The sequence below is a fragment of the Niallia sp. 01092 genome (assembly GCF_052318935.1).
Classification (GTDB): domain Bacteria; phylum Bacillota; class Bacilli; order Bacillales; family Cytobacillaceae; genus Niallia.
In genome coordinates this window covers 1-22,546 of sequence record NZ_JBQRKO010000031.1, presented here as the reverse complement: position 1 = coordinate 22,546, position 22,546 = coordinate 1, and the positions used below count along the sequence as shown (strand labels likewise).

Sequence of the window (22,546 nt, the reverse complement as noted above, 5' to 3'; positions counted from 1 at the left end):
CTTTTTCTAAGCAGGAGTCTACGTGTATTCAGGCTGCTCAGTGCTTTAGGCATGTTTATTCAAAAACAACAAACTTTTAGAAAACAGCCTTATCTTTTTATTCGTTTTTTGCATAATTCTCTTTATTAACTTGACGGGCCCGTGCAATGGAAAGTGCACTGCTAGGTACGTCCTCTGTAATAGTGGAACCTGCTGCAACATATGCTCCCATCCCAATAGTAACAGGCGCGATTAAATTAGAATTGCAGCCGACAAATGCTCCATCCTCAATCGTTGTTAAAAATTTATTTTTACCGTCATAATTAACTGTGATTGTTCCACAACCAATATTAACATCATTGCCTACCTTAGCATCACCTACATAACTTAAATGGGATGCTTTACTGCCTTTCCCAAATTCAGCCTTTTTAAGCTCAACAAAATTGCCAATCTTCACTTCATCAGCAATATTCGATTGAGGACGAATATGAGCAAATGGTCCAATGTTTACGTCTAATCCGATCTTGCTATCATGTGCTACAGATTGTTTAATAATGGTATTCTTCCCAACCGCACAGTTTTTTATTTCTGTATTCGGTCCTATTATACAGTCAGAATCGATGATCGTTTGACCTGAAAGAATGGTTCCAGGCATAATTACTGTATCTTCCTTAATGATGACACTTGATTCTATATACGTATTGGCAGGATCTATGATGCTAACTCCATTACGCATATGAAATTCATTTATTCTTTTCTTCATGATTCGTTCAGCTTCTGCTAATGCAACACGATCATTGACGCCCAGTGTTTCTTCAAAATCCTCTGTTTGAAAGGCTGAAACTACACCACTCTGTTTTTTTAGTATTTCAATAACATCTGGTAGATAATATTCTCCTTGAGCATTTTGATTGGAAACTGCATTAAGCGCTTGAAATAAAGAACGATTATCAAAGCAATACGTTCCTGTATTAATTTCTTTGATTTCTTTTTCTTTTTCTGTTGCATCTTTATGTTCAACAATCTTTTCTACATCGCCTAAGTCATTTCTAATAATACGGCCATAACCACCAGGATTTTGTGCTAGGGCTGTTAATATAGTAGCTTTTGCAGATGTATTTTCATGATGTTTAATAAGCAGCTCTATTGTTTCATGCTTTATTAAAGGTGTGTCTCCACAAATAACCAATGTTACTCCCTCTTTATTTTTAAGAAGCTCACTTGTCTGGATGACTGCATGTGCTGTTCCTAACTGCTCGGCTTGATAAACATAACTTACTTTATCGCCAAGCTGTTCCTTTACTTGTTCAGAACCATGCCCAACAACAGTTACAATTTCTTCCATCTGAAGATTTGAAACTTGGTCAACAACATGCTCTACCATCGGTTTTCCGCATACAGGATGAAGTACTTTATATAATTTTGACTTCATTCTAGTTCCTTGTCCTGCAGCTAATATAACTGCGTAACGAGTTAACATTCACAAGCCTCCAATATAACCTTTTTATCCATTAAAAATATATCTTAAATAGTCGTTGATTTCAAGAAAGGATTCGAATATTTATGCTTTTATCTAAATAAAAAAGGCTGTTTTCATATAGATTGTTGCTTTTAAACCCGCAGCCTGAATACACTTCGTCCGTTTAGCGAGCGTCGAGCCTCCTCGTCGCATACGCTCCTGTGGGCCCGAGTCTTTCTCGCATTCCCACAGGAGTCTACGTGTATTCAGTCTGCTGAGTACTTCTTCTCCCATTTTTTTATATAAAAAACACAAAAAACTTTGAGAAAACAGCCATAAAAAAAGAGCCGTACTCATTGGAAGTAGGCTCTAGCTGCTATTATTTTTTAGGAAGCACCAGCTTCTTCAAATTCAACTTCTAATTCACCTAAACGGTGGTATTCTGCCAAAACGGCTTCTTGGATTTTACCTCTTGTGCCGGAATTAATTGGATGTGCAATATCTCTAAACTCTCCATCAGGTGTTCGTTTACTAGGCATGGCTACAAATAATCCATTATTTCCATCAATAACCCTAATATCGTGAACAACAAATTCATTATCAAGAGTGATAGAGGCAATAGCCCTCATTCGTCCATCCGTATTAACTCGGCGTAGTCTTACGTCAGTTACTTCCATTCTGTTCACCACCTTTACTAGAAGATAAAACCTAGTTAACTAATTCAACAGAACTTTCATAACTCCTTCTTAAATGGTAAAATTTTTTAGAATATTTAGGAGAATTTGATGAAAATTGCTAAAAAATAGAGCAAAATCATTATTTTTCCCATTTAATAAAGATAGGCTCTTTGCGTATAGCTTGTAGTTATTTAACCCGCAGCCTGAATACACTTCGCTTTCCGCGGACGAGTGCCGAGCCTCCTCGTCGCTATGCTCCTGTGGGGCCCGAGTCTTTCTCGCTTTTCTAAGCAGGAGTCTACGTGTTTTCAGGCTGCTCAGTGCTTCAACTATGTTTATTGTTTTATTCAAAACAACAAACTTTTAGTAAACAGCCTAAAGATAAAAAGGTCATCTTTTTACTCTACTATTTAAGATAGAAAAAGCCAACCATATGTACTAGTTTATCAACAAATGGCTGGCTAATATCTAATAGTCTCTTATTTACAAAGTGCAATAACTTCAATTTCTACTAATACATCTTTCGGCAATCTTGCTACTTCTACACAAGAACGTGCTGGCTTATGTGTATGAAAATATTCTCCATACACTTCGTTGATCGCAGCAAAATCTTCCATATTTTTAATAAAAACGGTTGCTTTTACTACTGTATCAAAGGATGCATTGGCAGCTTCAAGTACAGCGCCTAAATTCTTAAATACTTGATGGGTTTGTGTTTGCACATCTCCTTCCACTAACGAACCTTCAGCTGTTAATGGAATTTGACCCGAACTGTAAAACATATTATTGACGATAATTCCCTGAGAATATGGTCCTATTGCTTGTGGTGCAGCGTTTGTTTGAACTACTTTCATCATTCATTCCCCTTATAAATTATTTTGGTCGAAGTAATTTCCTTTTTCTACAGAAATACTTTTACCCTTTACATCGACTCCAGATAATTTTACCAGTGATAAATAATCATCTACAAGTCTTTCTTCTGCTTCTTCCGCTTCCACTAAAACAGCGATTCCAGCGACAACAGCATTAAACTCTTCCAACAAGCTGATCATGCCATTTACCGTACCGCCTGCTTTCATAAAATCATCTACAATCAATACTCTTGATCCTTCCTCCAAACTTCTTTTGGAAAGAACCATTGTTTGTATTCTTTTTGTTGAACCAGATACATAATTTATACTAACAGTAGAACCTTCTGTTACCTTGCTGTCTCTTCTTACCATAACAACAGGTACATTTAAGTATGCAGCTACTGCATACGCCAGTGGAATTCCTTTTGTAGCAACCGTCATTACTACATCAATTTTTGTATCTGCAAACGCAGATGCGAATAATTTTCCGACTTTTTGAACAAGAGCTGTATCACCTAATATATCGGTCATATATAGATAACCACCTGGTAAAAGTCTTTCAGGATTCATTATGAGCTCACAAAGTTCCTTAATAAAAGGTTTTGCTTCTTGTTCACTTACTTTCACCTGATATTTGACTCCTCCAGCTGCCCCAGGCAAAGTTTGAAGGATTCCTATCCCTCTTTGCTCAAAGGTGTCTTTAATGATTGCCAAATCTTCACTTATGGAAGATTTTGCAGAACCATACTTTTCAGCAAAGTAGGATAACGATACAAGCTGCCTTGGATGCTCTAACAAATAATTCGTCATGTCTATTAAGCGCTCACTACGACGAAATTTCATACTGCGAACCTCCAAAATCCGAATATTTTAACGTTAATATTTCATTATTATACGTGTTAATCAAGGGTATGTCGACTGCCTATTATTCGGACTGCAAATACTTGGTCACAAAACCCTCTTAAACCATTATATACACGATTCATTCTAGAATCATGATGGATTAAACCAAAAACCGTTGGACCACTTCCACTCATCAACACTGCATCTGCTCCAAATTTTTTCATTTGTTCCTTAATTTGAGCAACCTCTGAATATAAGTTTAATGTAACGTCTTCTAGTACATTCCCGACGTTTTGACACATATAAGAATAACTTCCATCGTAAATGGATTGAATCATCTTTTTTGTATCGGGATGTTTTATTTTAGATACATCAAGCCTTTTATAAATATCTGCAGTAGAAACACCTATAAAAGGTTTTGCTAACACAACCCAGCAAATGGGAGGCGCCGGCAATTCTTTAATGATTTCACCTCTTCCAGTTGCAAGCGCAGTTCCACCATAAACACAAAACGATACATCAGAACCAATTTCTGCTCCGATTTCTGCTAGTGTATCAATTGATAACCCGAGATTCCATAGTTTATTTAAGCCTCGTAAAACAGCTGCTGCATCACTGCTTCCACCTGCAAGCCCTGCTGCTACCGGAATGTTTTTTTCAATCTTTATTGTTACGCCTTTTTTAACATCAAACTTATCCTTTAATAGCCTTGCTGCTTGATACGCTAAATTCCTTTGATCATCTGGAACAAATCTATTAAGAGAAATAATTTTTATTTCGTCATTTTCTTCTAATGTAAGCTCTAATCTATCAGCTAAGTCAATGGTTGTCATGATCATTTCCACTTCATGATACCCATCCGGCCTTTTGTTGAGTACATCTAATGATAAGTTTATCTTAGCTGGTGCTTTTACTAACAGCTTCAATATTTCCACCTACTTCATTTTCTTTGTCTCCATTTTTTGTCCTATTTTACCACAAATAAGAAAAGCGTAAGCGCTTGTTCAGACCTGAAGAAAAATATTCATTTGACTCCAAAAGTGAATTTTACTGTTAGAGACAAAGGGTTATTTTTCATAAGGGCTAGGCGCTGGCCGGCTAAGTACGCCAAAGAGGTAAAGTTGATTTTCAAAACCTTCCTATTAACAACATTATCGGTTTAACAGAACCTTCTCATAAAGAAAAACACTATTTACTTTCCCGATCATCAATATTTTATATGAGTTAAAAAGGACACGCTATCATCTATATGGATATAGTGATTTTACCATAAAATATCGATTGTTTATTAGTTCTACTATTGTTTTTTACATGTTATTCTATCCGATTATCGCTTTATTTAAAAAGTATGTGAGACCTTTTTATATTACATACATTTTTTATAAAAATACGGCTCCACATTTTTATTTATTAGTAAAGTAAGCTTACTAATAATAAATGTGAAGCCGCATTATAAACTGATACCGTGAATAAATCCATTTAAATAGGATTCGTTGTAAACAAGTGAACTTAAGGGTTACAAAAACTATTCTTGTTTTTGATTAAGAAGACTTTGTTCGGCAATTTCAATCGCTCTTTTGACCATGTTTCCTGCATCTCTTGCTCGAATGCCACCCCAACCGTCTTTTTGAACAACATCATAAAAGCCTAATTCTTTCGCTAATTCTTCTTTTAAACCTTCAGACATTACACCTTTTCGTCTACCCAAAGTGAATCTCTCCTTTCATCACTCACGGTATTTATAGAAAGTGTTCAAAGAGTTCTGGAAAAATAGCTGTCGAATTTCTGCGTCAACTATTATCTTCCTTTTGAACACGCAATTATAGTATGCTACTTTCTTGTTTTTTCATAAGTAATATTTCTTACCAACTGAAGATAAATTATTTTTCCAACAAATGAAAAAGCAGTAAACAAATTGTTCACTGCGATCCATATCTATTAGCTTAAAGCAACTTGTCCTGTTGTATCCTCGTAGAAGGTAATTTGAACCGTTTCTGTTAAAACATCCGCATAACTGTACGATACACGTTCAAATGCATTTTCATCCTGATCTAATTCAACCACAAAAACAGAAGGATAGGTCTCTGTTAGTACACCGGAACGCTCTATAGTTTTTCGACGTCCACCATTAGCTTTTAGCATAAGCCTTTTCCCTAAATTTGAATCAAGAGCTTTTTTTATATCTGATAATGTTTTCGCCATTCGGTCCACCTCACTGTGTAAAGTATATCACACTGACACAATAGAGTCAAACAAAAATATAAATTATAACAGTCTTTTTTAGAAGTTGTCAACATTTTTTATTCTTATTTGCCTCTTATTTTTCAATATTTTTATCTTTACCCAATTTTTGCTTTTTATGTAAGTAGATGCATTTTAAAAAAAATAGCTTAAAAAAGGAGATAATGTTGTAAATAAACGCTTTTAAAATCCCCTAAAAAAAGACGATAGAAAACAATTGCGTTCCCATTCGTCTTTAAAATATTATTCTGGATAATTTATATTATATGGCATACCTGTTCGCAATACTCCTTTTGTTTCAAGTCCTCCAAGTCCCTTTTCCCCTGTTAATGTATTTCGCAGCACATCCCATACATTTACTCGTTCCATAAATGGTGTAAAACTAATTTTTGCAACGATATAAACCGGATCTAGTGCATGAATATTTACTCTGGAAGGAGAACTTGCAAAATTTGCTCCTGCATGTATAAGTGATTCAAAATGAGATTGACATGCTCCTGCGAATATGACTAGCTGATCTAAGTGAGGAATTTTTTTTCTTGCCTCTCTAACTGTTTGCACAAAGTGTTTGGAATGACGATATGCATTAATATCCTGCATTCCTCCCATTGCCTTTGAATAAGCATCATGTCCTGTAATGACAAGTATATCTGGTCGATAATAATCAATAAGTTTGCCAATCTTTTGCGGCATTTCTTTTTCATTACAATGTATACCTGTAACTGGAATACCGATTTTTTCATATAAAGTTAAACATTTTTCTAAATAAGAAGAATCTCCATCTAAATGCAATACTTTTCCTGGTATTTGAAAATAATTGGTTTGTTTATTAAAGGAATTTGTTGCAATATACTCTTGTTTTTGTCGTAATAAATGAACATCCTGCCGAAATAATTCTAAAGATTGTTCTTCTAAAAACTGAAATTCTTGTGCTATTTTTCTTTGCATCGGTTTATTGATACTGATTAAATCTTCATAAGGAGCATCTGCAATAAGACGAAAATCCTCTCCGTATAAAACAGCAAGCTTTTGTCCATTTTCTTCTTTCATATCAATAATTCGAAAAACAATATCACATTGATACGATTTTCTACCGACGATATCCATGATATTTATACTCACTGTCGTCACTCCAATTAGCCCTAATTTAAGAGCCATTTGTTTCTTCCCTATCTTTTCTTACACTATGCAAAAGTCCATCCAGATGTGAGCAAACATGTTAGTTCCCTTCTGTTTTATTGAGTTGTTGTATAAATAAAAGAAAAAACGTGAAAATCAACAAAAAAACACAAGAAACATTAATTTCCCTGTGTTTTTTAGTCTCTGCTTATTTAAATGTCTCATATAAAGCGTCACTTAACTTTGCGAACTCTTCTATGGATAACGATTCTCCTCTTCTAGAAGAGGCAATATCAGCTTGCTGCAACGCCTCTATTATGCATTCTTTTTTTTGTTTGCCATTCTCAAGCTGACTGGATAAATTATTTAATATTGTCTTTCTGCGCTGTGCAAAACTTGCTCTTGTTACCCGAAAGAAGAAATCCTCATCTTTAACGGAAACTAACGGAGTATCCCTTCTTGTGAGCTTTATTACAGCAGAGTCTACATTTGGCTGCGGTACAAATACTGTTTTAGGCACAATCATAACTACTTCAGGTACGGTGTAATATTGTATCGCTATCGACAAAGAGCCATATTCCTTTGTCCCTGGTTTTGCTGATATTCTTTCTGCCACTTCTTTTTGAAGCATCACGACAATTCCTCGAAGCGGAAGTTTTTCTTCTAATATTTTCATGATAATGGGAGTAGTTACGTAATATGGCAAGTTTGCCACTAACATGATATCTTCAATGCCTTGGAATTCTGCGTCTATCACTTCTTTTACATTTGCTTTTAAAATATCTTCATGAATCACTTTCGTATTTTGATACGGCGATAGCGTTTCACTTAATATCGGTAATAATCGTTGATCTATTTCAAAAGCTACAACCTTTTTGCTGCGCTTCGCCAATTGCTCTGTTAAAGCTCCAATTCCTGGACCAACCTCGATAGCTCCAGACTCCTCAGAAAGCATAGCATGGTCTACAATATTTCTTAATATATTCGTATCAATTAAAAAGTTTTGCCCTAAACTTTTTTTAAAAGAGAATCCATATTTCTCTAGTATTGCTTTCGTTCTAACAGGTGTTGCAATATCTTTATCCATCGTTTTCCTCCTGGCGCATTACTATTAAAGCCTCTGCAAAAGCTTGTTTTGTAATTTGAAACATCATCAACCTTTTATGCAGCTGTTTTCCATTTGTATAGCCTATTTTCAATATTTTCCCTAATTGCTCACGTCGTTCCTTTGAACCTTCTCCACCGATAAGCTGCGCACATATTAAATCTTCTTGTGTAATTTGTTCCATTACGGTTTCACTCATTAAATGAGCATCTTTTAAAGCGTCTCTAATCGTTTCTATAGATGCATGCTCCACTCCAACCCCTTTTCCATGCTTTTGCAACGCCTTTTCCTTTGCAATAAAAGCATGCTTGCATCCGGGAACATGTTTAACAATTGTGTTGCGTATTTTTTGTCCAGGATAATCAGGGTCTGTAAATATAATAACCCCTCTCGTTGTTTGGGCTAATTTTATTTTTTCAATGGTTTCTTTATTGATGGCTGAACCATTTGTTTCAATTGTATCTGCATCAACTGCTCGTTTAATGGCAATTGTATCATCTCTGCCTTCCACTACTATTATTTCTTTTATCTTCATGGAACCTCCAAAAAAAAATAAATATTTGAAAAAAAAATGAAACATTTTTGTAACATGAAACGTCTATATATACAGAAAGATAATTCGCACGTAGATTATAACATTCATTATAGCTTAAATGATTATTTTCAACAAAATACATTCTTCAACAAAAAAAAACAGAGAATGCGATAGATTCTCTGTTAATAAGCACAAGCGCCTTGTTCATCGCCGTACGGACTGAGCTGAGCGAGTAAGTACGCAAAAAAGGTAAATCGACTAAGTACGCCACGTCCTGTGGCAACGTCGATTGACTCGCATCCTTCGAGCCTGTCGCAACATCGGCACATGTACATCCTATACGTCGGTTAGACACTCGTCTAAGTTGAAAATTTTATATTTTCTTACCAAATGAAACTTTAATTAATTATTTTTATTTTTACTGTTCTTGAACCCCAACGATATGCTTCTGCTGTCGTTGCGAAAAATACGTCGATTTTCTTTCCTTGTATAGCGGAGCCTGTATCAGCAGCTACTGCGTAGCCATAGCCTTCAACATATACTTTTGTACCTAATGGAATATAATCTGGATCGACAGCAATTATTTTTGCATTTGGATTTGCTTTTAAATTTATACCAGTAGCAGTATACCCAGAACAGCCATTGCAGCTTGCTGTATAAGCAGTTGCGTTTACATACATTTCTGTTCCTGCTGCTTCACTTGCACCTCGGGACGCAACTTGTAAAACTTCTGGTTTTGTTCCTACTGCAATAATTTTATCCTGTTTTTCTTTAATGATTTTTTGACTGAGCAGTTTTCGAGAAACTTCTTTGCCGTTTTTTAATGTTATCTCAAATTTTTTTGATGCTAATCCTTCTTTACCTTCTTTAAGTACTTTTTCAGTACCATTTTTCAAGCTATCATCTTTTTGAGTAACAACAGCATAATGAATTGGTTGTTCCACTACATCGGTGACCTTTTCTATGCGAGTAATATTTACAACAGTTTTTTCTTTCACTTTTTCATTTAGATTTGGTTCAACTTGGTCTAATTTTGTAAGTGAAATTCCTTGTTGTTTTAAAAAGTCAGCGACCGTAGTCGAAGTGGACCATAGTTGTTTTTTCTTTCCTGCATCTACTAGTATAATTGGATATGCTGTATGTACAACAATCTCCATGTTATTTTCTATGCTGGTTTTCCCTTTTTGATTAATCTGATCATATTTGTTCAAAGAAATTTTTTGTTCTTTTAAAAACTCTTCAACATTTTCAGCTGTTGTCCAAACCGTTTTCTTCTCGTTGTCTATTTTCAATTCAACCTGTTTTGCTTGTTTCCATACAACTTTATCATCGTCTTTTACCTTTGTTTCTAACGAAGGAAACACATAGTCTTTTGAGTGGACTGTAATTTTTAGATCATCATCAAATATTTCTTTTACAGTGGATGAATGAGTTCGGATGACCTTTTCTTCACCATTTAAAGTTAGCGACACAGTTTTTTTTGAAGTCTCGTATATAAGAAAGCCGAATGCACTTGCAAAAACTATGAAGCTAGCAATAATAATGGCCCATTTTTTCCTACTCAAATATGTGGAAAACAGGTTTTTCATGTTTTTAATTACGATGAAAAACGCCTCCTTTTCTCTCGGAGTGATTATATAGAGTATCCTGCCTGCTGTCAACCCCATATACTTTCTTTGACCGTACCTCCTATTATGCAAAATATCTTCACAAAAAGAAAGAAAGATTTCTCGACACAATCATTCTATGCGAAGTTGTCCAAAAATGTTCGAAAAAAAAAAGCTGTCGAATTTCTGTGTCAGCTTTTCTTTACGCTCTTCAAGTATTATAGTAAATCTTCAACTAAAAATACTTACCCCATTGAAGTCATCACATCCTGTGGAATTACGATGCTTCTAAGCTTGCACTTCCTTAAAATTCTCAGCTCTTTTGTCCTTCTTTTTGAACACGCACTATGAGAAAAGAAAAGGTTGTAGAACTAATTAAAAAAAGACAAGCATTTCCCTTATTCGACATCATTGCTTATCAATTTATGCCGAATAATTTTTTTGCATTTTCTGTAGTTGCTGCTGCTACTTCCTCGAAAGAAATTCCTTTTATTGCTGCAATTTCTTCTGCAACAAATTTAACATAGCTAGGTTCATTTCGTTTGCCTCTAAACGGGGTTGGAGCAAGATACGGACAATCCGTTTCGATTAAAAGTTTTTCTAATGGAATAGCTGCTGCTACTTCCTTTGGTTTTTTTGCATTTTTAAATGTTACCGTTCCTCCAAGTGAAATATAGAAATTCATATCAATACACGCTTGTGCTGTTTCTACACTTCCACCAAAACAATGCATAATTCCTCCAACTTCTTTTGCATCCTCTTCTTTTAATATATCCACTATATCTGCCGTTGCTTCTCGATTATGAATAATAATCGGCAAATTCACTTTCTTCGCCAACCTTATTTGTTTTCTAAACACTTCTTTTTGAATATTTTTCGGGGATTTATCCCAGTGATAATCTAATCCCATTTCTCCTATAGCAACCACTTTAGGATGGTTTGCCAACTCCTCTATCCATAGTAAATCCTCTTCCGTCATGTCAATTGCATCAACTGGATGCCAGCCTACACTTGCATAAAGAAAAGAATATTTCTCTATCAGTTCCATTGCTTTTTCAATTGTCGGTCGATCAAATCCAACAACAATCATTTTTTCCATCCCTGCATCAATAGCACGTTGAATAGTTTCTTCTAAATCTTCTGTAAATTGCTCTGCATTTAAATGTGTATGCGTATCAAATAACATTAAAAAGTCTCCTCTGTTCCAAATATTATTTTTTATTCCTATACAAAAATTTCGCAATTAACCACTACAACCACCTAATTTGAAGAAAAACATAGAAATGTTCCATAACGAATGAATGTCTGGATACTTCTATGTTTTTCTTTTAGGCTCTGTTAAATTCCCTTGTTGGTTTTCAAAAGGTTATGGAATCCACTCCCTCCTAATTAACAACTTATCGTTTAACAAAGCCTTCTTTTTATATTAAAATTTATTTCACTTTAGCACCAAGTGGCAATGACTCATCTACAGAAGCGACAGAAAGAATTCCATCCTGACTCCCTGCAAGAATCATTCCTTGTGATAGTTCGCCTCTTAATTTAACTGGTTTTAAATTCGTTACACATATAACTCGTTTTCCAACCAATTCTTCTGGCTTATAATATTGAGCAATGCCAGAAACTACTTGTCTTTGCTCATAGCCTAAATCCAGTTGCAGCTTTAACAATTTATCTGCTTTTTTCACTGGTTCAACCTGTAATACTTTTGCTACTCGCAAGTCTACTTTCATGAAGTCATCAATTGTTATTTCCTCTGTTTCAGGGACTTCTTGCACGTTTGGAGCTTTTTCCTCTTCTTTGGCAGGACCTTGCATTTCTACTTTAATAAATTCCACTTCTTCTTCCATGTCTAAACGTGGGAAGATAGGTTCGCCCTTTTCGACCTTTGTTGCCGTTGGAATGCATCCAAATACGCCTAAACTTTCCCAAGATTTTAAAGAATCATCTTGGATATTCAACTGTTGGAATATTTTATCAGGCGTTCTTGTTAAAAATGGTTTTAACAGAATCGCAATCCTTCTTAAAGATTCAGCCAAATGAGTCATTACATCCGCTAACTGTTCTTGTTTTCCTTCTTTTGCCAACACCCATGGTTGTGTTTCATCAATGTATTTGTTATTTCTACTCACCAATTGCCATAGATTCGTGAGCACAACAGAAAATTCCATATTCTCCATATGTTCTTCATATTTCTGCAAAGTTTCCTCATGGGCTTTTACAAGTGACTGTTCAAAGTTTCCTTTTGAACCTTTATATTCTGGAATAACTCCATCAAAGTACTTATTAATCATTGCCACTGTTCGGTTTAGTAAATTTCCTAAATCATTAGCTAAATCAAAATTTACTCTTTCCACAAATCCTTCTGGTGTAAACACACCATCCGCTCCAAATGGCACTTCTCTCAATAAGTAATATCGTAAAGCATCTAAACCATATCTGTCGATAAGTGTTACAGGATTTACAACATTCCCTTTTGATTTCGACATTTTTCCGTCTTTCATTAAAATCCAACCATGCGCAAATACCTTTTTCGGCAGTGGAAGATCTAAAGCCATTAACATAATCGGCCAATAGATGGTATGAAAACGTACAATTTCTTTTCCAACTAAATGAACATTCGCAGGCCAATATTTAGAATATTTAGACTCATCTTCTGTACCATAACCTAATGCTGTGATATAATTAGACAACGCATCAATCCAAACGTATACAACATGTTTTGGATCTCCTGGCACTTTTATTCCCCAATTAAATGTTGTTCTTGATACAGCAAGATCTTCTAAACCTGGTTTAATAAAATTATTAATCATTTCATTTTTACGGGATTCTGGTTGAATGAATTCAGGATTTTGTTCATAGAACTCTAATAAACGATCTGCATATTTGCTCATTCTGAAAAAGTAAGATTCTTCTTTAACCAATTCAACAGGATGGCCACTATCAGGACTTTTACCACCAATAATTTTACCAGCATCATCATATATCGGATCAACTAACTGTAATTCTGTATAATATGTTTCATCTGATACAGAATACCAACCTTGATATTCGTCTAAATAAATATCTCCTTGGTCCACTAATTGTTGAAACATTTTACTAACAACGTCTGTATGGCGCTTTTCAGTAGTACGAATAAAATCATCATACGAGATATCAAGCTTATCCCATAACTTTTTAATACCTGCCACTATCTCATCCACATATTCTTGTGGAGTGATACTTGCTTCTTCTGCTTTACGTTGAATTTTCTGACCATGTTCATCTGTTCCCGTTAAATATCGAACATCAAAACCTCTCATACGTTTATAACGGGCCATTGCATCCCCTGCTACTGTCGTATATGCATGCCCAATATGTAGATTTCCGCTCGGATAATAAATAGGGGTTGTTATATAGAAAGTGTTGTTTTGATCTTTCATTTTTATCCCTCCTGAAAGTAACTTATACATTATGTACAATACTTAAATAGTAAACGATAAACTATTGTTTATGTACTTCTTATTGTATCAATACTTGTTCAAATTCCAAAACACCAATTTAATATTTCTTTATTTTTTATAGAAAAATTTATTAAATATTGCCATTTTTTCATTTACACCATCAGAATATACATAAAATTCATTTATTCTGCAACTAACTAATGCCTTTTCTCTTACTAACTTCACTGTATATTTCTAAAAGAACAAATGTCGTTTTCACTGTTTTTTGTAGAAATTTGTCGAAAAAATACATGAAATACTTTTATATCTTTATTTTTCATCTCATTTGATATAGAAAATACTGGTATGCACCTATCGTAAAACATTGCTATATAAACATTTGTCGATTCTCAAAAATTTCTAAAATAAAATAATTGACGGTTATGGGAATGGCTGGTATTATAGAACCAAACAAAGAAATTTGTCGAATATTAGCGAAAAAAGATAAATATTATTTATTTGGGAGGAGAAAAGGAAATGAAATCTACAGGTATTGTTCGTAAAGTTGATGAATTGGGGCGTGTAGTTATTCCAATCGAATTAAGACGTACGTTAGGAATTGCTGAAAAAGATGCACTAGAAATCTATGTTGATGATGAAAAAATCATCTTAAAAAAATATAAACCTAATATGACTTGCCAAGTTACTGGTGAAGTTTCAGACGATAACTTAACTTTAGCTGGTGGCAAATTAATTCTAAGCCGCGAAGGTGCAGAACAGCTTTTAAATGAAATCAAAAGTTCTTTTGAAGTATCTAAATAATTCCACTATCATTTGAATTTTTATAAAAAAAGTATGGAAACATAGCGTATTGCTGGATTTCCATACTTTTTTCTTTAGTAGAGAAGTTTTTCAACTTAGATGAGTGTCTAGCTCCAGCACCTATCGTACTTAAGGTCTTCTCCCTACGATAAGCCAACATCGAATCGCTAACGCTCTTCGTATTTCCTTTATCTCAGTCAAAGCCCTTCAGTCTGTACGACGATGAACAAGCCGCTTCCGCTTTTCTTTTTTATTCATTTACATGATACTCTTGATATACTTCTCTCTTTTGTATCCCTCTATCGACAGCTGTTTTTTTAATAGCTTCTTTTGCGGTACATCCTTCATCGTTTAAATACTGTTCAACATGCTCCACTACAGTAAGATCAGTCCACCAATCCGTTACTGATTCTTGCCATTCTCCTTTTTCTATTACAATACAAAATTCTCCGCGTATTTCTTCTTTTTCCGCCCAATCAATTACTTCATGAACTGATCCTCTTATAAATTCTTCATACATTTTTGTTAATTCTCGGCAGAGAGATATTTTTCTATTGCCTAATATTTCATTTATTAATATTAAAGTTTCTTTTAAACGATGTGGGGATTCATATAATAAAATGGTACCTTGAATCTCCTTAAGAAACGTTAATTCTTTTTTCTTTTCTTTTTTCTGTCTATTAAGGAAGCCATAAAAGAAAAATGGATGGGTAGGCAATCCAGATGCAATCAATGCCGTTAATGCTGCATTTGCACCTGGCAATGGTATAACCGGCAACTTTTCTTCTACTGCTGCAACTACCAACTCATAACCCGGGTCAGCAATAGTAGGCATACCTGCATCACTTACTAATGCCACTACTTTTCCTTCTTGTATTGCTTGTATTATTTTACGGCCGCTTGTTTCTTTATTATGCTCATGATAGCTTACAATAGGTGTTGTTATATCAAAATAATTACATAATTTTTTTGTATTTCTTGTATCTTCTGCAGCTATAAGATCAGCTTCTTTTAATAAGCGTACAGCCCTAAAACTCATATCTTCTAAATTTCCAATTGGCGTTGGTATTAAGTATAAACACCCTGTGTTCTCATGATAGCTTTTTTGCTGCCACAAATGCTTCACCTGCTTCCTTTTTTACATACTGTTCCTTCTTTTTCCTATCCAACTGTTTAAAACGGTATTCAGCTTTTTGTGCTTCAGATTTATTAGAAAAAACTTCAAAATACACTAAAGTAACGGGCAGACGTCCTCTCGTATATTTAGCACCTTTTCCTTTATTATGTGTATTGACTCTTTTATCTAAATCATTTGTATACCCTGCATAAAATGTCCCGTCACCACACTGAAGAACATAAAAGTAATGGTTACTTATTTCCATATAGGATTCGACTCATTTCTTCTGTATATTCGTTTGCATCATCATATACAAATAATGGCGGAAGTATTTTTAAATCTGGTTTCCCATCTTTTATTGCTTCTACTAAAAGCACATTTGCATCCTTCCCCTTTTTTGGATATACAAATCGGATTCGTTTTGGCTCTAATCGATATTGTCTCATTAATGTTACAATATCAAGAAACCTGCCTGGCCTATGCACAAAAGCTACTTTTCCACCTTGTTTGACTAATTGACTGGATATGCGAATCGTATCCTCTAGTGTACATAATATTTCATGTCTAGCAATAGCAAAATGCTCATTTACATTTATCTCTTCTGATGAATCTGTTTGAAAATAAGGCGGATTACATGTAACAACATCATATTTTTCATACCCTATAATTGCAGGAACTTCTTTAATATCTTTATGAATCATACTTACTTTTTCTTGTAGGTTATTATACATAATGCTTCGATTAGCCATATCATAAAGACGTTCTTGAATTTCCACTCCTATTATTGTTCCCTTTGTTCGCAACGACAGAAATAATGGGATCACACCATTTCCACTACAAAGGTCAACTAATTTCCCTTTATTTATTGGAACAGAAACAAAGTTCGCTAATAAAACTGCATCAAGGGAAAAAGAAAAAACAGAAGGACTTTGAATAATTTTTAATTCTTCCGCTAATAAATAGTCCAGCCTTTCATCTCCTATTAATTCAACCACTGTATGAACCTCCACTATCTAAAAAATCTTATATACCATAAAACATGTAAAAAAAAACCTTCCTACGGTAAGGAAGGTTCCAGGCTGTCGACAAACGCTCGCTTTCTTCGTTGTTCGCCTTACTCGGATGCTCATTACCCAAACACGGTAACTCCGCTCCTCCCAAGGCTTCACGTCTCGAAAGACAAACGTTTTCGATCAGCCTGAAGTTTCTGCTAAAATCACTTTAATCGAAAGTAAATATCCGACAGCAGATTGGGCTATTTTTTATTAAGAAACGATAAACAGAACAAGCAATCTCCATCTTTTCTTGGACTGCCGAAATGAAGATTACAAATATGAAAACCCTCTTGATAAAGTCTGGCTAGGTTGTCATATCCTTCTCCTACATCTATATTTTTTTCTTCTGTTTGGTTATTAGATTTTGAATTTATCTTTTTATTTGTTTCTTTATTTTTGTCTTTTACCTTTGCTTGTCTTTCTAGATGCCTTCTTAAATTCTCATTTTCCAGCTTTAATGTGTTGTTCTCCTCAATCAGCTCTGCAACATGTTGCTTCAACTCACCTAATTGCTGATATAAATTCCCAATTTGGCTTTCCATATTAATTACTGAATCAAAAACTTCTTTTTTATCCACTCTTCCACCTCATTAATCTGTGGATTGAACTGAAACAGTATCTTCTTGCAGTATTTCTTCCAATGTATATTCAAGCACTCGTTCTTGTTCAGAAATTTCCACTTGGAGTAAACGTTCTAAAATATTTAACCCTACTACTTTTCCTTTTCCTTGAGGAGTTTCAATCCACTCTCCTAAGTCTGGCAATTGTTCTTTGGCAGATTCGTATTCATCATTTTCATATTTTAGACAACACATTAATCTACCACATAAACCAGAAATTTTTGTTGGATTTAATGAGAGATTTTGATCTTTTGCCATCTTTATTGAAACTGGTTCAAAATCTCCTAAAAAGGTGGAACAACAAAGCATTCTACCGCATGGTCCAATTCCACCTAGCATTTTTGCCTCGTCTCGAACACCGATTTGCCGTAATTCTATTCTCGTTCTAAAAATTGCAGCTAAATCCTTTACTAATTCGCGAAAATCTACACGGCCGTCTGCTGTAAAATAAAAGATTACTTTATTTCGATCAAATGTATATTCTACATCTACTAACTTCATGTCCAAATTATGAAGACTAACTTTTTCACAGCAAACTTCATATGCTTCTTTTGCTGCGCTTCTGTTCTCATCTACAATCATTTGGTCTTTTTGATCCGCTATCCTTAATACTTTTTTAAGAGGTAATACAACATCCGTTTCGTCAACCTTCTTTGGAGCAATAACTACTTTACCATACTCAACTCCTCGAACTGTTTCCACGATAACAAAGTCCTCTTTTTGAATGATTATATCATTCGGATCAAAATAATATATTTTTCCAGCTTTTTTAAAGCGGATTCCTACAACATCATACAACTGAAGATCCCTCCTGCAGCTTTAGCACAAGCTGCTCCATCAATAACTGTGGATTCATATTACCTTGCAGCTTACGCTTTGCTTCAAAAATAGCTGATATTTGTTCTGTTAAACTTTGATTAGAAAGCTTTAAAGCAGAAGCTTCTAAAAGTTCCTTTTCGTTTATATGAACAATTTTATCGTGCTTGCCAAGCTGTATATATAATAAATCCTTATATAGTAGCAACAATAAATCTAGCCCTTTGTCATATTGGTCTTTTTCTTTAAAATGCAAAAACCAATCCCGTTGAAGAGCTACTAATGCCTCTAAGGAATTTCCCTTAAGAGTCTCATATAATTTTACCACTATTTTTTGTGCTTGTACAAACCATTCATCAGAACTTAGAAGCAATGCCTCTTCGTAATTATTGGTAAGCTGGGCAAGTTTTGGAGCATCATTGTTTTTTATCCCATTAATAATAAGCTGATCTACCAATTTGGAAGGAGTCAAAGGAGTAAAAGATAATATTTGGCATCTAGATAAGATAGTTGGAATAATTTGTTGTATTTGTTCTGTTAATAAAATAGCCATTGTTTCTGCATTTGGTTCTTCTAAAAACTTTAATAAGCTATTAGCTGCATTAGTTGTCATTTTATCTGCATGACTAATAATATAAAGCTTCTTTTTTGATTCTACTCCCATTTTAGAGAATTCCTCTTGCAAGCTTTGAATTTGATGCTTTTTTATAGATAATCCATCTGGTTCTAAAATATGAACATCTGGATGATTTCCATGAGTTATTCTTTTGCAATTAGAACATGTTTCACATGGAACATATTTATCTAATAAGTTCTCACATAAAACACTTTTTGCTAGTAGTATGCTAATATCTTTTTTGCCTGTTCCTTTCATTCCTTCAAAAAGGTATGCATGTGCAAGCCGGTTCTTTTTTAAGCTGTTTCTTAGCATTTTTAATACAATGGGCTGTGACTGCTCTAGTTGGTCCCATGTTCTTGTCAAGACAATCACTCACTTACGTATATAAATTAATTAACATTCCTTTTTGTCCTTCTGTTTGAATATGGACTTAAAATTGTTTGAATTGTTCCACTGGCAGTACAAAAACAGTTGCCCCTCCTACTTCTACTTCAACTGGATATGGAACATAAGAGTCTGCGTTGCCACCCATTGGAGAGACAGGTGCTACTAGCTGATCTCGTGATTGGCAGTTTTCTTTAATAATTTCCATACATTTTTCAACGCGAATATCTTCCGTACCTATCATAAATGTTGTGTTGCCTGATTTCAAAAATCCACCAGTACTGGCTAGTTTTGTTGCTCTAAAATTATGTTCAACAAGGGCATTTAATAGCTTATTACTATCTTTATCTTGAATAACAGTCAAAATTAATTTCATTTTTACCATCCTTTATTTTATATTTTCCGAATAAAAAGCTTCCTTCTATTATATCAGTAAATTATGGAAGAAACATGTATTATAGATAATTTGGAGCTTGTATTAATAAAAGCGAAGGCGCCTTGCTCAGCTCCGAAGAAAAATATACTCTTGGCTCAAAGAGTGTTTGTTATTTTTAGAGACCGCGGTTATTTTTCACAGGGGCTGGCTGCTTGCGCTACACAGTTATCTAACTCGAAGCATATCCATTCTAATATTAAAATAAAGGTCTACTTTTAGAAAACAGCCTAAACTTATAACAGCTTGCTTATCATCCTTTCTGCTTGTTGAAAAACTTGTTCCAGCGGTTGAGCTGCATCTATCTTTTTGATTCTATTAGGAAATTTGTCCATCACTTGATAATACCCTTCTTGAACACGTTCATGAAAATCCAGCTTTTCTAAATCTAAACGGTTTATTTCTCTATCTTTTGTTTTATTGATCCTAGCCAATCCTATCTTAGGATCTAAATCAAAATAAATAGTCGCATGCGGCATTAATCCATTTATCGCAAATTCATTTATTTTCCATACTTCATCAATACCTAACCCTCTTGCATGTCCTTGATAAGCAAGAGAACTATCAATAAAACGATCACACAAAACAATATATCCATCCTGTAACGCTGGAATTACTTTTTCGATCAAATGTTGCCTTCTAGCAGCTGCGTATAACAAAGCCTCTGTTCTTGCATCCATTTCTGTATGATCAGGATCTAATATTACACTTCTGATTTTTTCAGCAATTTTTATTCCGCCTGGTTCTCTTGTTTTTATTACCTTTATGCCTTTTTTTATATAGTATTCTTCTAACATTTCTAAAATGGTCGTTTTTCCAGCTCCCTCTGGTCCTTCCATTGTAATAAAAAGCCCTTCTGCCATTAGATATTTCCTCCTACTACACTTTAGTTATCTTATAAAAACAGTAATTTTACGATGATAGATGGAGGATTCTCCTTGAAACTTTGCACCGTTTTCGATTAATTTTTTCAAATGATTAATATGATTTAAAGTTATTTCTTCCCCAGGAAGTAGCAACGGTATACCTGGTGGATATGGAACAACGGTTTCTGCACTTATAAAGTGTAAAGCCTCATCTAAACTTACCTGCTTTTTCTCTCGTTTTAATTGTTCTTCTTCATTAAGCTTTAATTCTACTATATTGGGCTCTATATTTATAGTCAGGCTTTTACCTTCCATGCCCCTTCTATTAGTTGCAACTGGTTGTAATGCCTTTTTGATTTTTTTTAGAGCTTGTTGTAATGGGTATTCCATTCCCTTTTTAAGTAAAGGGAATATTAATAATACATTAGTTGTATCCGCTAACTCTGAATAGACCCCTTCTCTTTCCATTAATTTTTGAAGTTCAAATCCATTTAGAGAACAAGCCGATTGAATTGTAATTTTTAATGGGTCCCCTTTACCCTTTTTATAAGATAACACTTTTATTTGATCTATTTTACTAAGTTCTTCTCGAAATGCATCAATTTCTTTTATTAAAAACTCTCCATCTTCTTCTTTAAATGTCCCTATATAACTTCTCGCTATATCCAAAGATGCCATAATTGGATAGGATGGGCTACTAGACTGGAGAATCGATAAATAATTCTCTACCTTTATTTGTTGGATCTTATTGCTATTAAAATGTAAATAAGCTCCCATTGTTAAAGCAGGCAATGTTTTATGAGCAGATTGTATAACAATATCTGCTCCCAACTCTACTGCTGATGCTGGAAAATAAGAAGATCCAATAAAATGAGCACCATGAGCTTCATCCACGAGCACCACTATTTCATGCGCTTGTGCTAATTGAATAATCTCCTCTAATTCCCCTACCATTCCATAGTAATTAGGAGAGGTTATAATTAATACTTTAATATGAGGATATAGTTTTATTGCTTTTTTTAAAGTAGCAACAGATAAAGTAGCTGCTATCCCCCATTCAGGGTCGTATTCTGGACTTAGCAGAATAGGCTTGGCTTTAGCTAAGCGAATTCCATTCATAATCGATTTATGACTATTCCGTTGAACAAATACCCCTTCACCTTCCTGAACAGAAGCTAGGATCATGGCTAAATTTCCTACTGTTGATCCATTCACTAAAAAATAGCTGCTTTTTACTTTATATAATTGAGCCAATAAATTTTCAGCATGTAAAATTATTTCAGTCGGAGCATGAAGATCATCTAATCCAGTAAGTTCTGTGAGATCATAATGCAACAAATTCTCTCCCCACTCTTTATACGCAGGGAAGAGCATCCCATTTTTATGGCCAGGTACATGAAAAGAAATATTTATTTTTTGCTGAAATTGAGCTAGTTTTGTATATAACGGCGTTTCCTTTTGCAAAATTTTCACCTTTTCTTCTTTGTGACTTTATATATTTTATCATTCGTTCCATGTGAAACAAGTTGACCATATCAAGATATGTTTTTTCTTATCTATTTAATTTTATTCTATTCTTTTGATGAATCAAAAAGTTCGTTTTGTAATTTTCTGAATATTGTATATAGATGGATTTATATGGATAACATGGTGATATGGAGGTGGAGATTTTGAATTTCTCTTTAAACAAAACACAGCTGCATCAGATTAAGGAAAAATGTTTAATTTGTGAGAAGCATAAATTAATGGGGATCCATTTATATCATACCTTTATTTGTTCTGATTGCGAACAGGAGATAGTTCATACTAAAACAAGTGATTTAAACTATCTTTTTTACATTAACCGCTTAAAAAAAGCTCAGAACTGTCCATAAAAGAACAGCGATATTATAAATACCATTCAACTATTTGGAATATATCTTTTTATTCGTTAAAAAGTTTAATCTACAAAAAAAACATCTAATTAATATTAGATG

24 protein-coding genes are annotated in these 22,546 nt (G+C 34.3%); 2 read left to right on the top strand and 22 right to left on the bottom strand.

Annotated elements, in window-relative coordinates:
• Nucleotides 1-97: 97 nt before the first annotated feature.
• The 13 genes from glmU to metG form a co-directional block, all read right to left on the bottom strand.
• Nucleotides 98-1,459, bottom strand: coding sequence for a bifunctional UDP-N-acetylglucosamine diphosphorylase/glucosamine-1-phosphate N-acetyltransferase GlmU (glmU, locus tag ACTXGU_RS20520; RefSeq protein WP_443483389.1), 1,362 nt, complete (start codon nt 1,457-1,459; stop codon nt 98-100).
• A 365-nt stretch (nt 1,460-1,824) separates the two neighbouring features.
• Nucleotides 1,825-2,115, bottom strand: coding sequence for a septation regulator SpoVG (gene spoVG, locus ACTXGU_RS20515; RefSeq protein ID WP_003347151.1), 291 nt, complete (start codon nt 2,113-2,115; stop codon nt 1,825-1,827).
• 479 nt (nt 2,116-2,594) lie between these two features.
• Nucleotides 2,595-2,972, bottom strand: a complete 378-nt coding sequence (locus ACTXGU_RS20510) for a RidA family protein (RefSeq protein WP_443483388.1) — start codon at nt 2,970-2,972, stop codon at nt 2,595-2,597.
• Nucleotides 2,973-2,981: 9 nt separating this feature from the next.
• Entirely contained in the window at nt 2,982-3,809 is an 828-nt protein-coding gene (purR, locus tag ACTXGU_RS20505; RefSeq protein ID WP_443483387.1) for a pur operon repressor, read from the bottom strand.
• A gap of 56 nt (nt 3,810-3,865) precedes the next feature.
• Entirely contained in the window at nt 3,866-4,735 is an 870-nt protein-coding gene (ispE, locus tag ACTXGU_RS20500; RefSeq protein ID WP_443483386.1) for a 4-(cytidine 5'-diphospho)-2-C-methyl-D-erythritol kinase, read from the bottom strand.
• 599 nt (nt 4,736-5,334) lie between these two features.
• Complete coding sequence (locus ACTXGU_RS20495; protein WP_443483385.1) at nt 5,335-5,517, bottom strand: small, acid-soluble spore protein, alpha/beta type; 183 nt, start codon at nt 5,515-5,517, stop codon at nt 5,335-5,337.
• Nucleotides 5,518-5,747: 230 nt separating this feature from the next.
• The gene (gene veg, locus ACTXGU_RS20490) at nt 5,748-6,011 is read right to left on the bottom strand and encodes a biofilm formation stimulator Veg (RefSeq protein WP_443483384.1); all 264 of its coding nucleotides are present in this window, start codon (nt 6,009-6,011) and stop codon (nt 5,748-5,750) included.
• A 282-nt stretch (nt 6,012-6,293) separates the two neighbouring features.
• Entirely contained in the window at nt 6,294-7,172 is an 879-nt protein-coding gene (gene yabG, locus ACTXGU_RS20485; RefSeq protein WP_443483383.1) for a sporulation peptidase YabG, read from the bottom strand.
• 205 nt (nt 7,173-7,377) lie between these two features.
• Nucleotides 7,378-8,256 (bottom strand): 16S rRNA (adenine(1518)-N(6)/adenine(1519)-N(6))-dimethyltransferase RsmA, encoded by an 879-nt coding sequence (gene rsmA / locus ACTXGU_RS20480; protein WP_443483382.1) that lies wholly within the window; start codon nt 8,254-8,256, stop codon nt 7,378-7,380.
• Nucleotides 8,249-8,809 (bottom strand): ribonuclease M5, encoded by a 561-nt coding sequence (rnmV, locus tag ACTXGU_RS20475; protein WP_443483381.1) that lies wholly within the window; start codon nt 8,807-8,809, stop codon nt 8,249-8,251. The genes rsmA and rnmV overlap by 8 nt, the downstream gene beginning before the upstream one ends.
• Before the next feature lie 398 nt (nt 8,810-9,207).
• Nucleotides 9,208-10,398: a ubiquitin-like domain-containing protein gene (locus ACTXGU_RS20470; RefSeq protein WP_443483380.1), complete on the bottom strand. Its 1,191-nt coding sequence runs from the start codon at nt 10,396-10,398 to the stop codon at nt 9,208-9,210.
• 436 nt (nt 10,399-10,834) lie between these two features.
• Nucleotides 10,835-11,602 (bottom strand): TatD family hydrolase, encoded by a 768-nt coding sequence (locus ACTXGU_RS20465; RefSeq protein ID WP_443483379.1) that lies wholly within the window; start codon nt 11,600-11,602, stop codon nt 10,835-10,837.
• A gap of 247 nt (nt 11,603-11,849) precedes the next feature.
• Complete coding sequence (metG, locus tag ACTXGU_RS20460) at nt 11,850-13,838, bottom strand: methionine--tRNA ligase (protein WP_443483378.1); 1,989 nt, start codon at nt 13,836-13,838, stop codon at nt 11,850-11,852.
• 537 nt (nt 13,839-14,375) lie between these two features.
• Between metG and ACTXGU_RS20455 the strand changes: the two genes are divergently transcribed.
• Nucleotides 14,376-14,660, top strand: a complete 285-nt coding sequence (locus tag ACTXGU_RS20455) for an AbrB/MazE/SpoVT family DNA-binding domain-containing protein (RefSeq protein ID WP_443483377.1) — start codon at nt 14,376-14,378, stop codon at nt 14,658-14,660.
• 250 nt (nt 14,661-14,910) lie between these two features.
• Here the strand turns inward: ACTXGU_RS20455 and rsmI are convergent, their stop codons facing one another.
• The 9 genes from rsmI to ACTXGU_RS20410 form a co-directional block, all read right to left on the bottom strand.
• Nucleotides 14,911-15,777, bottom strand: coding sequence for a 16S rRNA (cytidine(1402)-2'-O)-methyltransferase (gene rsmI / locus ACTXGU_RS20450; protein ID WP_443483376.1), 867 nt, complete (start codon nt 15,775-15,777; stop codon nt 14,911-14,913).
• Nucleotides 15,752-16,042, bottom strand: coding sequence for a GIY-YIG nuclease family protein (locus ACTXGU_RS20445; protein WP_443483375.1), 291 nt, complete (start codon nt 16,040-16,042; stop codon nt 15,752-15,754). The genes rsmI and ACTXGU_RS20445 overlap by 26 nt, the downstream gene beginning before the upstream one ends.
• Nucleotides 16,029-16,772, bottom strand: a complete 744-nt coding sequence (locus ACTXGU_RS20440) for a tRNA1(Val) (adenine(37)-N6)-methyltransferase (protein ID WP_443483374.1) — start codon at nt 16,770-16,772, stop codon at nt 16,029-16,031. Before ACTXGU_RS20440 ends, ACTXGU_RS20445 begins: the two co-directional genes overlap by 14 nt.
• Nucleotides 16,773-17,032: 260 nt before the next feature.
• Complete coding sequence (yabA, locus tag ACTXGU_RS20435) at nt 17,033-17,410, bottom strand: DNA replication initiation control protein YabA (RefSeq protein WP_443483373.1); 378 nt, start codon at nt 17,408-17,410, stop codon at nt 17,033-17,035.
• A gap of 12 nt (nt 17,411-17,422) precedes the next feature.
• Nucleotides 17,423-18,250, bottom strand: coding sequence for a PSP1 domain-containing protein (locus ACTXGU_RS20430; RefSeq protein WP_443483372.1), 828 nt, complete (start codon nt 18,248-18,250; stop codon nt 17,423-17,425).
• On the bottom strand, nt 18,243-19,250 hold the full coding sequence (holB, locus tag ACTXGU_RS20425) for a DNA polymerase III subunit delta' (protein WP_443483371.1): 1,008 nt from the start codon (nt 19,248-19,250) through the stop codon (nt 18,243-18,245). The genes ACTXGU_RS20430 and holB overlap by 8 nt, the downstream gene beginning before the upstream one ends.
• A 67-nt stretch (nt 19,251-19,317) precedes the next feature.
• On the bottom strand, nt 19,318-19,647 hold the full coding sequence (locus tag ACTXGU_RS20420) for a cyclic-di-AMP receptor (RefSeq protein WP_443483370.1): 330 nt from the start codon (nt 19,645-19,647) through the stop codon (nt 19,318-19,320).
• A gap of 293 nt (nt 19,648-19,940) precedes the next feature.
• Nucleotides 19,941-20,567, bottom strand: coding sequence for a dTMP kinase (gene tmk, locus ACTXGU_RS20415; RefSeq protein ID WP_443483369.1), 627 nt, complete (start codon nt 20,565-20,567; stop codon nt 19,941-19,943).
• Between the two features lie 27 nt (nt 20,568-20,594).
• The gene (locus ACTXGU_RS20410) at nt 20,595-22,043 is read right to left on the bottom strand and encodes an aminotransferase class I/II-fold pyridoxal phosphate-dependent enzyme (protein ID WP_443483368.1); all 1,449 of its coding nucleotides are present in this window, start codon (nt 22,041-22,043) and stop codon (nt 20,595-20,597) included.
• 182 nt (nt 22,044-22,225) lie between these two features.
• Between ACTXGU_RS20410 and ACTXGU_RS20405 the strand changes: the two genes are divergently transcribed.
• Nucleotides 22,226-22,444 (top strand): sigma factor G inhibitor Gin, encoded by a 219-nt coding sequence (locus ACTXGU_RS20405; protein WP_443483367.1) that lies wholly within the window; start codon nt 22,226-22,228, stop codon nt 22,442-22,444.
• Nucleotides 22,445-22,546 lie beyond the last annotated feature (102 nt).

What these genes read in the sequence shown, in the direction of transcription:
- glmU (WP_443483389.1), bottom strand. Translation starts at nt 1,459, where the DNA reads ATGTTAACTCGTTACGCAGTTATATTAGCTGCAGGACAAGGAACTAGA.
- metG (WP_443483378.1), bottom strand. Translation starts at nt 13,838, where the DNA reads ATGAAAGATCAAAACAACACTTTCTATATAACAACCCCTATTTATTAT.
- rnmV (WP_443483381.1), bottom strand. Translation starts at nt 8,809, where the DNA reads ATGAAGATAAAAGAAATAATAGTAGTGGAAGGCAGAGATGATACAATT.
- purR (WP_443483387.1), bottom strand. Translation starts at nt 3,809, where the DNA reads ATGAAATTTCGTCGTAGTGAGCGCTTAATAGACATGACGAATTATTTG.
- ACTXGU_RS20455 (WP_443483377.1), top strand. Translation starts at nt 14,376, where the DNA reads ATGAAATCTACAGGTATTGTTCGTAAAGTTGATGAATTGGGGCGTGTA.
- ACTXGU_RS20405 (WP_443483367.1), top strand. Translation starts at nt 22,226, where the DNA reads ATGGAGGTGGAGATTTTGAATTTCTCTTTAAACAAAACACAGCTGCAT.
- ACTXGU_RS20420 (WP_443483370.1), bottom strand. Translation starts at nt 19,647, where the DNA reads ATGAAATTAATTTTGACTGTTATTCAAGATAAAGATAGTAATAAGCTA.
- tmk (WP_443483369.1), bottom strand. Translation starts at nt 20,567, where the DNA reads ATGGCAGAAGGGCTTTTTATTACAATGGAAGGACCAGAGGGAGCTGGA.
- spoVG (WP_003347151.1), bottom strand. Translation starts at nt 2,115, where the DNA reads ATGGAAGTAACTGACGTAAGACTACGCCGAGTTAATACGGATGGACGA.
- veg (WP_443483384.1), bottom strand. Translation starts at nt 6,011, where the DNA reads ATGGCGAAAACATTATCAGATATAAAAAAAGCTCTTGATTCAAATTTA.
- ACTXGU_RS20465 (WP_443483379.1), bottom strand. Translation starts at nt 11,602, where the DNA reads ATGTTATTTGATACGCATACACATTTAAATGCAGAGCAATTTACAGAA.
- ACTXGU_RS20445 (WP_443483375.1), bottom strand. Translation starts at nt 16,042, where the DNA reads ATGGAAATAAGTAACCATTACTTTTATGTTCTTCAGTGTGGTGACGGG.
- ACTXGU_RS20510 (WP_443483388.1), bottom strand. Translation starts at nt 2,972, where the DNA reads ATGATGAAAGTAGTTCAAACAAACGCTGCACCACAAGCAATAGGACCA.
- ACTXGU_RS20470 (WP_443483380.1), bottom strand. Translation starts at nt 10,398, where the DNA reads ATGAAAAACCTGTTTTCCACATATTTGAGTAGGAAAAAATGGGCCATT.
- rsmA (WP_443483382.1), bottom strand. Translation starts at nt 8,256, where the DNA reads ATGGATAAAGATATTGCAACACCTGTTAGAACGAAAGCAATACTAGAG.